Here is an 11,195-nt window from a genome sequence, read left to right on the forward strand (position 1 = left end):
TCAATATCCATTTTCCAGCAAAAACTCACGGGTCAGAGGGGATGCTTTCCCCCCCGCCCCGGCGCCGCCCGATTCGGCCGAGGGAATCCGGCCTGTGAGCAGTCGTTCCACATACTTGCCGATCACGTCGGCCTCCAGGTTGACCTTCTGTCCGGGCTTCTTCAGCCCCAGCGTCGTCAGCCCCGCCGTATGGGGGATCAACGATACAGTGAAGGCCGCGTCAAAGACATCGACGACAGTCAAACTGATGCCGTCAATGGCGATGGAACCCTTCGGGATGACATAGCGCAGCAGTTCCGGCGGCGCGGCGATCTCCGTGACGACGGCGATGTCGACGCGCTCCTGACCGCCGATGACGCCGACGGCGTCGACATGGCCCGAGACGATATGTCCGCCCAGTCGATCGCCGGCGCGGACAGCCCGCTCCAGGTTGACCCGGTGTCCCGGTCGAAGCTCGGCCAGGGCGGTGCGATCGAGCGTCTCGGCCATCACATCGGCCGTAAAACCGTTCCCGTCAAAACGGACGACGGTCAGGCAAATGCCGTTGACAGCGATGGAATCACCCAGTTTGACATCTCCGACGACTGTTTTCGCTTCGATTTCAAGCTTGGCTGAGCGCGCGCCCCGGGCGATGGCCCGAACGACGCCCAGTTCCTCTACGATTCCGGTAAACACGGCCTCACCTCCTGCAACACCCCTTCAAGCAGCCAGTCGTCACCGACAGGGGTCATGGCGCATTTTTGCAAAGGGCGAGCCCCCGCCATGAGGGCCGCTCCAGTCCCGCCCACAGGCGATGGCGCCCCTTCTCCGCCGACGATCTTCGGCGCGAGGAAGACAGCCACCTGATCAGCCAGGTTTGCGTCCAAAAAGGCGCCGTGGACGCAGGCGCCGCCTTCTACCAGCAGCGAGGTGACGCCATCACAGGCCAGCCGGTTCAACAGATAGGTCAAGTCGACTCGACCAGCGACGTCAGCGGGACAGGACAAGACCGATGCGCCCGCCTGCTCCAGCGCTGACACCCGCTCCCCCGGCGCCGCCTCGGTGACGGCGATGATGGTCTTCGCCTCCGGCGAGAGGACCTTTGCCGTCACCGGCGTCCGGGCGGCGCTGTCGACGATGACGCGGAGGGGGTTCCGCCGCAGCGATGCCTTCCCCGCCGCTTCCACCGGGCCATCGTTCGAATCGGCCCTTTCCGACAGGCGAACGGTCAACTGGGGATCATCGGCCAGCACCGTGCCGATGCCGACCAGGATGGCATCCAGTCGCTGGCGCCACTCGTGGACCTTGCCCCGCGCCGCTGCGCCGCTGACCCAGCGGCTGTCGCCGGAAGCGGCCGCGATCTTTCCATCGGCCGTCATGGCCCACTTGAGCAGGACCCAGGGGCGCTTGCGCGTCACCCAGGTGAAAAAGGACTGGTTGATGGCCGTGGCCGCATCAGCCATCACCCCCACCTCCACCTCAATCCCGGCCTCCCGCAGCCTGGCAAAGCCCGTGCCCGCCACCTGGGGGTTGGGGTCGGGCACAGCGGCGACGACCCGCGTGACGCCGGCAGCGATGATCGCTTCGGTGCAAGGGGGGGTTCGGCCATGATGGTTGCACGGTTCGAGGGTGACGTAAAGGGTCCCGCCGCGGGCAGCCTCACCGGCCTGGCGCAAGGCGTGGACCTCCGCATGGGGCGTGCCGGCTTTCTGGTGATATCCTTCTCCGACAATGCGCCCTCCCTGGGTGATCACCGAACCGACGACGGGATTGGGACTCGTCCGCCCCAAGGCCAGGGCGGCCAGTTCCAGCGCGCGGCCCATAAAGGCCTGATCTTCGATCATCAATACAATCACCACCACTCTCCAAGAAAACGAAAAACCCCGGGGTTAGTTTCCCCGGGGATACAGAAACAACACTTTGACCGAAACCTTAGCAATGGCAGGACAAAGTAAGGACAAGCTGCCTGATCCACCGACAGCCGCCTTTTTGTTTCCCTTTCCCATCCAGACTGTACTGTCGGCCCCGGAATCACACCGGATCTGCCCCGAAGGGCTCGCGGGCTTTACCGCCGGTAGGGAATTGCACCCCTCCCCAAGGAAAACACTGATTCAATTGTGATTGGGATGTTGTGATTGATTATACCAATGGACGCGAATCCTGTCAAAGGGTGAGCGCCGCCGCCCGCAGACATGCCACCTCGGCTTGCGGAGCAGGGGCGCCAAAGAGGGCTGAACCGGCCACCAAAACATCGGCGCCCGCCTGGACGACCTGAGGCGCTGTCGTCCTGTTGACGCCGCCGTCAACCTGAATCTCAAAGGCCAGACCCCGTTCCTGGCGGCATCGGGCCAAGTCTTCGATCTTGGTCAGGGCGCTGTTGATGAATTTCTGACCGCCAAAGCCCGGGTTGACCGACATGACCAGGACGAGATCGACCATATCGAGGACACAGGCCAGGCTCTGCCAGGGCGTCGCCGGGTTGAGGGCCACACCGGCCCGGGCGCCCTTTTCCTTGATCAGCGACAGGGTGCGGTGCAGGTGGGCGCAGGCCTCCTGATGGACCGTGATCAGGTCGGAACCGGCGCGAATAAAATCGGGGATGTACCGGTCGGGATTCTCAATCATCAGGTGGGTGTCAAAGACCATCTGGCTGCGCTCGCGCAGGGCGGCGACAACGAGGGGGCCGATGGTGATGTTGGGCACGAAGTGACCGTCCATCACATCGATGTGCAGGTACTCGGCGCCGCCCGCTTCAACGGCGGCCACCTGGGCGCCCAGGTGGGCAAAGTCGGCCGACAGGATCGACGGCGCAATCTTGATCGTCATGATTTTCTTCCTTTCGGGGCTTGCCGTTCCCGCTCGATCAACTCATTCAGGAACATCAGGTAGTGGTTGTAGCGTTGCCGGTGAATCCGGCCCGCTTCAAGCGCCTCGATGACGGCGCAATCGGGCTCTGTCCGGTGGAGACAGTCGGCGAAGCGGCAATGGCCCAGATGGGTTGCCATCTCCGGGAAAAACTCGGCCAAATCCTGAGCCGGCAGATCGGGCAGATAGAGGGTGGAAAAGCCCGGCGTATCGGCGACCAGGGCGTCTGAGGCCAGTTGGATCAGTTCCACATGGCGGGTGGTGTGACGTCCACGGCCGATCTTGACGCTCACATCGCCCGTCTTGAGGGAAAGGCCCGGCGCAAGGGCATTGAGCAGGGTCGACTTGCCCGCCCCCGACGGTCCCGCCACAACGGAGATCCGGTCTTCCAGAAGATCTTTCAGCCCTTCCAAATGGTCACCCTGGCGAGCCGAGAGCACAAACTGATCGATCGAGAGTGCCTTGTAGAGGGCCTGAACCTGGGCGACCCGTTCCGGCGGCGCGATGTCCGCCTTGTTCCAGACGAGGACGGGCCGGATGCCGGCATGAGCGGCCAGGAGGAGCAACCGGTCGACGAGGACAAAATCGGGGTCGGGCGACGCCAGGGCGAAGACCAGCAGCACCTGGTCCACATTGGCCACCGGCGGTCGCAGCAGTTCGTTCCGCCGGGGGAGGGTCCTTTCAATGACCCCTTTTTCCCCCTCGATCACGCAAAGGCGCACTCGATCGCCAGGCAAAAAGACGCGGTCATCGCCTTTCAGCCGGTGCTTTCCCCGCAAGGAGCAGGTGTACAGCCTGCCGTCGGCGAGGACATAGTAAAAACCGCTGTATCCTTTGATGATCGTTCCTTCCGTCTCCCTTTGGTTCAAACGAGGCTCCTCCATTACTCCACCTTACTCTTGGACCTTACTTGTGCCCTGACTAAACCTTTATCTATGACCCTTACTCCACCCTGCGCTCCCAGGCGACCGTCGTGTCAACAAGCGCTTGCACCGTCCCCTTGCCCGAGGTGGTGACCTCCTGGCTGACGACCTCGCCGGCCTTGTGGCGCTGGCTGTAAAGTTCCTTCTGGGCGCCCCGATCGTCGAGGAAGACGATGCGCACCCCATGGTCCTTGCCGTCATTGGGAACATAGACCCGCACCGACGATTTGACCGGACTGGCCGGCGGGGTGTTGGAGGGCGGGATGCTGTAGGTCAGTGTGACCGTATCGCCCGGCTTGATCGCCCCATTGGGCGGCGGATCCTGGGCGAGAATCGTCCAAGCGGCCAAGGTGGCGTTCTCCTGAAGCTTCAACTTCAGATCGATCTTCAGCGGCTCCAGCTTCTCCTGGGCCTCTTGCAGCTTGCTGCCCACCAGGGATGGCATGGTGGCCGCTTTCGTCTCCGCCCCTTTGCTGACGCGCAGTTGAACGATCGTGTCGGGAGGCTGTTCCGAGTTGGCTGCCGGCGACTGGTTGATCACCGTCCCGGCAGGGCTGTCATCAAAGACCTCTTCCACATTGGCCTTAAAGTTCGCCTCTTTGATGGCGACCTGGGCGTCACGAATCGGTTTGCCGGTCACACTGGGAATCCGGTTGAGTTTCGGACCCTGGCTCACCGTCAGTTTGATGGTCCGGTTTTGCTTCACCACCTGATTTTCATCAGGGTCCTGGGCGATGACGATGTTGGCGTTGGCGTTGTCATTGACATAAGAAGGCTCGGCATGCAAGCCCAACTTTTCCAGCCGCTCAATCGCGTCGGTGACACGCATCCCTTTGACCTTCGGCACCGGCACATCGGGCACGCTCATGTAGTGGGTCCAGGCAAAGCTCAGCGTCGCCAGCAGCAACACAACCGCGAACAGTCCGGCCGCCCAAGCCGCCCATTGCCGCTTGCTTCGCTTTTTCCCGACTGGAGGGGCGGCTTTCTTTTCCTCTTCACGCTGACTGACCACGTTTTCAGCCTCTTGCCAGGCGGCGTCCAACTGGGCCGCAGCCGATCCGTCGAGGCGCACCGTCGGACTATCGTCATCGGACTCAGGCAAACGTCCCGACACCTGGCCTGTAAAGACCCGATCCAAATCCTGTCGAAGAGCCTGGGCGTTGCGGTAACGCCGGGCCGGCTCCTTTTCCATCGCCCGCAAGACCACCTGCTCCAGCGACGGAGGGATGCGGGCGTTGAGGTTGGACAAAGCCGGCGGTTGCTGCTGGATCTGCTGCAGCGCCACCGCGATCGGCGTCTCCCCTTGAAAAGGGACCTGTCCGCTCAACAACTCGTACATGACCACGCCGAGGGCGTAGATATCGGACTTGTCGTCAACGGGGAGCCCCCGCGCCTGTTCCGGCGATAAGTAGTGGACCGACCCGACGATGGAACGATCCATGGTCATCGTGCTCTGGGTGACAGAGCGGGCGATGCCAAAATCGGTCACCTTCACCCGTCCCGTCCGGGTCAGCAGGATGTTGTGGGGCTTGATGTCCCGGTGGACGATCCCCCGCTCATGGGCATGTTCGAGGGCGTCACAGATCTGTTTGGCCAGTTCAACAGTCTCCTCTGGAGGCAGCGGCGCCCGGCTGCGGATGACTTCCTTCAAGGTCGGCCCGTCGATGAACTCCATCACTATGTAGTCGATCTCGCCCTCACGGCCCACATCGTAGACGTTGACGATATTGGGATGGGACAAACCGGCCACCGCCTGGGCTTCCCGATGGAAGCGGCGGACAAACTCTTCGTCAGAGCAGAGATTTTCGCGCAGGATTTTGACAGTGACGGCCCGCTGAAGCAGCCGGTCCCACCCTTTAAAGACCTGGGCCATGCCGCCGCCACCCAAAAGTTCGACGATTTCGTAGCGATTGCCGAAGATGCGTCCGATCATGCTTGCCACCCCTCACCTTCCTCTTGCCATATGATCAGGAAAGTGACATTGTCATAGCCGCCTCGTTCCAGCGCCAGGTTCATCATGGCGTCGGCAACCTGTTCCAGCGCCTCGCGCCGGTACGGAAAAGGGGCGTTCGGGTCAAAGAGCCGGTTGATCTCGTCGGCCGTCACCATATTGGTCAGGCCGTCTGTGCACAGGATCAACAGGTCGCGCGGCGTCCAAGGCACGGCCGCCACGTCCACCTGCACATCGTCGCGAGTGCCCAAGGCGCGGGTGATGATGTTGCGCTGGGGGTGGGCCTGGGCCTCCGCTTCGGTGATCTTACCCAGACGCACCATTTCCTCAACGAGGGAGTGATCCCGCGTCAGCAGGCGAACCTGCCCGTTGTGCAACAGGTAGGCCCGGCTGTCGCCCACATGGGCCACGGTGAGCGTTGACGCGGCGAGATGAGCCGCCGTAAGTGTCGTTCCCATACCCGCCCATTTGGGCTGGTTCACCGACTCCCAATAAATGCGGCGGTTCGCCTCCCGGCAGGCCGATTCGAGGCGAATGGCCGGTTCCCTGTCCCCCTCGGTTCCGCGCCATTGGGCGGCAAAGGCCTGCACCGCCAACGCGCTGGCCACCTCTCCCGCCTCATGACCGCCCATCCCATCGGCGACCAGAAAGAGCCCCTGGGCCGCGTCCCACCAGTGGCTGTCCTCATTGGTGGGACGAACTCGCCCTTTGTCGGTGCGAGCGATGACGTTCATGGCTCCTCCTCCCCCCTGACGGCGCCGCGCAGTTGCCCGCAGGCCGCCTCAATATCCTGTCCCCGCTCCTCGCGGATGACGGCGTCGACTCCCCAGCGCCGCAGTTCTGCCAGGAAACGTTCTGTCGGTTCCCGCTCAGGCCGCCGGGCGCCTGTCCCGGCGACGGCGTTGACGGGAATCAGATTCAAGTGGATGGGCCAACCCTTGAACAGGGACCCCAGCCGCCGGGCATCTTCCGGCCGGTCATTGACGCCCGCCATGAGGGCATACTCGACAGAGAGACGCCGCCGTGTCTTCTCCCAGTACCGCCGGCAGGCCTCCAACACCGGAGCCAGCGGAAAACGTTCGTTCACCGGCATCCACTCGCTGCGCTGCCGGTCATCGGCGGCATGGAGGGACAGGGCCAGGTTCACTTCCCAGTCCTCGCCGGCAAAGCGGTCGATGCCCGGCACGATGCCGGCGGTGGAGACGGTGATTCGCCGCTGGCCGATGGCCTGTCCCTCCGGGTGGGTGAAGAGGCCGATGGCCCGGCGCAGGTTGTCATAATTCAAAAAGGGCTCGCCCATCCCCATGAAGACGAGATTGGTCACCTTGAACTCCGGGTCTTTAAGACGCTGTTCATGAGTGATGTCCAGCACCTGGCCCACGATCTCGGCGGCGGTCAGGTTTCGTCGAAACCCCTGCTGGCCGGTGGCGCAAAAGCGGCAGCCCAAAGCACAACCGGCCTGGGTGGACAGGCAGACCGTCACGCGGTCGCGCGTCTGGGCGCGCCGGTAGGGCATGAGCACCGATTCGATCAGTTCGCCGTCGGCCAACCGCCAGAGGTATTTCTCGGTGCCGTCGCGAGCGACCCGTCGCCGCTCCAAGGCCAGCGGTTGCAACCGGTCCGACTCGGCCACCCGGGTCCGCAGCGCCTGCGGCAGATCGGTCATCTCGGCCGCTTCGCGAACAGCCCGGTTCTGGAGCCATTTAAACACCTGCTTGCCCCGGAAGGACGGCTGGCCCCAGGACGTAAAAAGGGCGGCGATCTCTTCGGGGAAGAGGCCCCGCAGGTCTGTCGCCTGGCCCTCCTGCTGTTCGGCAACCGGTTCTCTCACCTTCATGACCGCCTCCTTAACCGGGCTACAAAGAACCCGTCCGTATGAAAGCGATGAGGCAGGATCTGGAAGTATCCCTTCGCCATCTGCCGTTTCTCTTCCTCTGTGAAATCCAGTTCCGGCAAAAAGGGCGACACATCTTCCGCCCCATAATCGGCATGGCGTTGCAGGAAATCTTTCACCTGCTGAAAGTTCTCCTCCGGCTCGATGGTGCAGGTAGAGTAGACCAGGAGCCCGCCCGGCTTGACCAGCGGCGCCACCCCGTCGAGCAACTCCCGCTGCAGTTCCCGCAACCGGACCAGATCGGCTTCTGTGATGCGGTAGCGGAGCTCCGGTTTGCGCCGCAGCACCCCGAGACCGCTGCACGGGGCATCGAGGAGCAGGCGATCGACCTCTCCCCTCAACTCCTCGGCCGGTTGGCGGGCGTCGACGGCCTCGGCGCGGACGCTCGCGATCCCCAGCCGGCTGCAGTTCTCCCGGATCAAGCCCAACTTGTGGGGGTGAATGTCCCAGGAACGGATCGTCGCCTTGTCGCCGCTCAACTCCGCCATATGGGTTGTCTTGCCGCCAGGCGCGGCGCAGGCGTCCACGACGGTCTCGCCCGGCTGCGGGTCCACGACCGGCGCGACAACCATAGAGCTCTCATCCTGCACAGAAAACAGCCCTTCCGAAAACCCGGGCAGATGGGTGACCGCCGAAGCCGACGCCAACCGGATTCCCGCGCGATGCAAGGCCGAAGGATGGGCCTCGACGCCGGCCTCAGCCAGTTGTCGCAAAAAATCCTCCCGCTCGGCGCGCAGTTTATTCACCCGCAGCGACACCGCCGCCGGCCGGTTGTTGACCTGGCAGATCGCCCGGGTCCGTTCGGCGCCGAACTGCTTGATCCAGCGACGGACGAGCCACTCGGGATGGGATTCGACAACAGTGAGATGGGCCACCGGATCGGCTTCCCAACACGGCCAGGGGATTTCGTCCCGTTGCCGGATCAGTTGGCGCAACACGCCGTTGATCAGCGACGTCAACCGGCCCAGGCCGACCTGTTTCGCCAATTCCACCGTCTCATGGCAGGCGACAGCATCAGGGATGCGGTCCAAAAAAAGCACCTGGTAGGCGCCGAGCCGCAAGAGACGACGCGCCTCGGGCGCCACATCGCCGGGCCGTTTCATCAACCGGTCGAGGGCAAAATCGAGGGTGTTTTGACGGCGCAACACACCGAGGACCAATTCGGACACGAGGCCGCGGTCCAGTCGCTGCAAGCCGCTGGCCGACAACGCATGGGCCATCTGCAAATTGGCGTAAGCCTTTCGTTCTTCTACAGCATTCAACACGTCCAGGGCGACGCCTCTCGGCGATGGCTGCATCAGGACACCTCCACCCGGCGTTCAGGGAGCGCCGATTTTTCCAGGACCGATCCGATCACCCCGCTGTTGATCCAATCGGCTCTTTCGTCATAGAGGAAGTAGCGCACCGCCTGTTCGAGACGGCTCATGTTCACCAGCGTGTTGCAGCAGGGTCCCTCCGGCCGGTCGTTCAAAATGCCCAAAATCGGTAGAAAGTCGACATCCTGGATGCCGCTCGTCAAATCCCGTTCACAGGCGATGGCGACGATCGCCTGGGGGCGTATTTCCATGATGGCCTTTCTCGCCCAGGTACCGCCCGTCACGATGGTCAGGTTGACGCCATAGCGATCGGTCAGTTCGATCATATCGTGAACGGGACAACCGCCACAGCGCCGGCAGTTATGGATATCGAGAGTGATCTTATGGGGACAGGTCGTTTTTTGCAGGCAATGGGGCGCCAGGATCATCAACCGCTCCGGCGCCACAGTCACTTTCCGCAAGCGCACCAGTTGATTGCTCACCTCAATGAAACTGCTCTTCAGCCGGTCCGGGCTAATGCCAAAGAAACGGGCGATGACCAAGGCCATGGGAAAGAGGATATTAACTGCCATCCGCGTCCAACGATAGACAGAAGGAATAGCCCGATCCTGCCAGATGGAGAAGATCATCCCGCCGATGCCGAAGGCGATCAAGGCCACAACGGCGAGAAAGGCGACCCCCAAGAGGCCGATCAGGACCTTGTTCCAGGGGTAGTTTTGATACTTGACGAGATACCAGCCCAGGAAGACCAGCGCGATCAGGGCGAGAAAGCTGGCCACCATCAGGCCGATGAACAATCGCTTGCGGATAGGCATGGTTCCAACGCTCCCAATTAAACTTCCAATCTCAACCGAATCGAAACCCCGGTCCTATCCGGCGTCCGCGCGCATAGGCCCCGGCGGCCATCGTCTTGCCGCCGGCAGGGCGCACCTCGGCCAACCAGTACACGCCGGCGCCGGTGGCCACAGCGACCTCATCGCCGGCGATCTGTATTATCTCGCCGGGCTGGGCGAAGGAACTGGACAGCGCCAACCCCTCGCGGCGCAAACGCCCCCGGAGGATCTTGACGATCTTCCCCTCGTCGACGGTAAAAGCGCCGGGCCAGGGATTCATCCCGCGCACCCGGTTGTGGATCGCCTCGGCCGGCGCGTTCCAGTCGACCTGCTCATCGTCGCGCGTTAGCATGGGCGCGTAGGTGGATCGCCCGTGCTCCTGGGGCGTAGCCTGCAGGCAACCCGATTCCAGAGCGGCCAGCGTCTCCACAAGCAGGCTGGCGCCCAGTTCCGCCAAGGCGTCGTGGACCTGCCCCGTCGTGTCGTCAGGGCCGATGGACAGGGCGCCCTTGAGGAGCATGTCCCCCTCATCAAGGCCCTGGCTCATCAGCATTGTCGTGACACCGGTCTCTTTTTCCCCGTCGATGACCGACCGGTGGATCGGCGCCGCGCCGCGGTATTTGGGCAACAAGGAGGCATGGACATTGATCCAGCGCCGGGGAAAGGCGTCCAGGAGCCGCGGCGGCAAGATTCGCCCAAAGGCGGCCACCACCCCGGCCTCGACACGGAGTTCTTTTAGTTTTTGCACAAAATCGTCATCCAAACGGGCCGGATGCTCGACAGGAATGCCCAAGCGCTCGGCCGCCGCCTTGACAGGACTCGGTTGCGCTTTTTGCCCCCGCCCCCGCGGGCGGTCCGGCCGGGTGACGACGAGAGCCACCTCATGGCCGGCCGCGACAATCGCTTCCAAGGTGGGGACGGCAAAATCAGGCGTCCCCATAAAGACCAAACGCATCGGCCTATCGCTCCTCCGGCTCGTCGTTTTCCACGCGGTCGACAAAGAGGATCCCGTCCAGGTGGTCGATCTCGTGTTGGAAGGCCACCGCCAGCAGGTCCGTCCCCTCGACGGTATACTCCTCGCCGTTGCGATCCTGGGCCTTCACGCGGACCCGTTGATACCGCTTCACCTCGCCGGTGTATTCCGGAATGGAGAGACAGCCTTCGGCGTCACACTGTTCGCCTTCCGCCTCGATGATCTCGGGATTGACCATTTCAAAGCGGCGTTTGCCCACCTCGACGACACAGACACGCTTGCTGATGCCGATCTGAGGCGCGGCCAGGCCGACACCGCGAGCCGCTGCCATTGTATCGAACATATCGTCAATCAGCCGGCCCAGGTTGCTGTTGAAGCGGGTGACCGGCTTCGCTTTTTCGCGCAGCACAGGATCACCCATTTTAATAATTTCATAGACGGCCAAAGAAAACCCTCCCCGT

General features: G+C 62.9%; 11 protein-coding genes and 1 riboswitch. All 11 genes read right to left on the reverse strand.

Translation table 11 applies throughout. The features are described 5' to 3' along the window. Positions 1–675, reverse strand: coding sequence for a riboflavin synthase (locus GTO89_RS10985; RefSeq protein WP_161262123.1), 675 nt, complete (start codon positions 673–675; stop codon positions 1–3). Continuing rightward, positions 657–1,835, reverse strand: a complete 1,179-nt coding sequence (gene ribD, locus GTO89_RS10990) for a bifunctional diaminohydroxyphosphoribosylaminopyrimidine deaminase/5-amino-6-(5-phosphoribosylamino)uracil reductase RibD (protein WP_328793906.1) — start codon at positions 1,833–1,835, stop codon at positions 657–659. The genes GTO89_RS10985 and ribD overlap by 19 nt, the downstream gene beginning before the upstream one ends. Before the next feature lie 134 nt (positions 1,836–1,969). Then, positions 1,970–2,085, reverse strand: a riboswitch (FMN riboswitch). A gap of 57 nt (positions 2,086–2,142) precedes the next feature. Then, entirely contained in the window at positions 2,143–2,805 is a 663-nt protein-coding gene (gene rpe / locus GTO89_RS10995; RefSeq protein ID WP_161262124.1) for a ribulose-phosphate 3-epimerase, read from the reverse strand. After that, positions 2,802–3,713, reverse strand: coding sequence for a ribosome small subunit-dependent GTPase A (gene rsgA / locus GTO89_RS11000; RefSeq protein WP_161262125.1), 912 nt, complete (start codon positions 3,711–3,713; stop codon positions 2,802–2,804). Before rsgA ends, rpe begins: the two co-directional genes overlap by 4 nt. A gap of 73 nt (positions 3,714–3,786) precedes the next feature. Next, positions 3,787–5,700 carry a Stk1 family PASTA domain-containing Ser/Thr kinase gene (pknB, locus tag GTO89_RS11005; protein WP_235920416.1) on the reverse strand — a complete coding sequence of 638 codons (1,914 nt, stop codon included), beginning with the start codon at positions 5,698–5,700 and terminating at the stop codon, positions 3,787–3,789. Further along, positions 5,697–6,452 carry a Stp1/IreP family PP2C-type Ser/Thr phosphatase gene (locus GTO89_RS11010; RefSeq protein ID WP_161262127.1) on the reverse strand — a complete coding sequence of 252 codons (756 nt, stop codon included), beginning with the start codon at positions 6,450–6,452 and terminating at the stop codon, positions 5,697–5,699. Before GTO89_RS11010 ends, pknB begins: the two co-directional genes overlap by 4 nt. Further along, positions 6,449–7,555: a 23S rRNA (adenine(2503)-C(2))-methyltransferase RlmN gene (gene rlmN / locus GTO89_RS11015; protein ID WP_161262128.1), complete on the reverse strand. Its 1,107-nt coding sequence runs from the start codon at positions 7,553–7,555 to the stop codon at positions 6,449–6,451. The genes GTO89_RS11010 and rlmN overlap by 4 nt, the downstream gene beginning before the upstream one ends. Further along, on the reverse strand, positions 7,552–8,910 hold the full coding sequence (rsmB, locus tag GTO89_RS11020; RefSeq protein WP_161262129.1) for a 16S rRNA (cytosine(967)-C(5))-methyltransferase RsmB: 1,359 nt from the start codon (positions 8,908–8,910) through the stop codon (positions 7,552–7,554). Before rsmB ends, rlmN begins: the two co-directional genes overlap by 4 nt. Beyond that, positions 8,910–9,743: a DUF116 domain-containing protein gene (locus tag GTO89_RS11025; protein WP_161262130.1), complete on the reverse strand. Its 834-nt coding sequence runs from the start codon at positions 9,741–9,743 to the stop codon at positions 8,910–8,912. The genes rsmB and GTO89_RS11025 overlap by 1 nt, the downstream gene beginning before the upstream one ends. A gap of 31 nt (positions 9,744–9,774) precedes the next feature. Further along, positions 9,775–10,716 carry a methionyl-tRNA formyltransferase gene (fmt, locus tag GTO89_RS11030; RefSeq protein ID WP_161262131.1) on the reverse strand — a complete coding sequence of 314 codons (942 nt, stop codon included), beginning with the start codon at positions 10,714–10,716 and terminating at the stop codon, positions 9,775–9,777. A 4-nt stretch (positions 10,717–10,720) separates the two neighbouring features. Further along, a complete protein-coding gene (gene def / locus GTO89_RS11035) occupies positions 10,721–11,179 on the reverse strand; it encodes a peptide deformylase (RefSeq protein ID WP_161262132.1) in 459 nt (152 codons plus the stop codon). Between the last annotated feature and the right edge of the window lie 16 nt (positions 11,180–11,195).

This window comes from Heliomicrobium gestii (genome assembly GCF_009877435.1).
GTDB lineage: Bacteria > Bacillota > Desulfitobacteriia > Heliobacteriales > Heliobacteriaceae > Heliomicrobium > Heliomicrobium gestii.

Coding starts and splice junctions, on each gene's coding strand:
- rpe (WP_161262124.1), bottom strand. CDS start 2,805: ATGACGATCAAGATTGCGCCGTCGATCCTGTCGGCCGACTTTGCCCAC.
- rsmB (WP_161262129.1), bottom strand. CDS start 8,910: ATGCAGCCATCGCCGAGAGGCGTCGCCCTGGACGTGTTGAATGCTGTA.
- rlmN (WP_161262128.1), bottom strand. CDS start 7,555: ATGAAGGTGAGAGAACCGGTTGCCGAACAGCAGGAGGGCCAGGCGACA.
- GTO89_RS11025 (WP_161262130.1), bottom strand. CDS start 9,743: ATGCCTATCCGCAAGCGATTGTTCATCGGCCTGATGGTGGCCAGCTTT.
- fmt (WP_161262131.1), bottom strand. CDS start 10,716: ATGCGTTTGGTCTTTATGGGGACGCCTGATTTTGCCGTCCCCACCTTG.
- GTO89_RS11010 (WP_161262127.1), bottom strand. CDS start 6,452: ATGAACGTCATCGCTCGCACCGACAAAGGGCGAGTTCGTCCCACCAAT.
- pknB (WP_235920416.1), bottom strand. CDS start 5,700: ATGATCGGACGCATCTTCGGCAATCGCTACGAAATCGTCGAACTTTTG.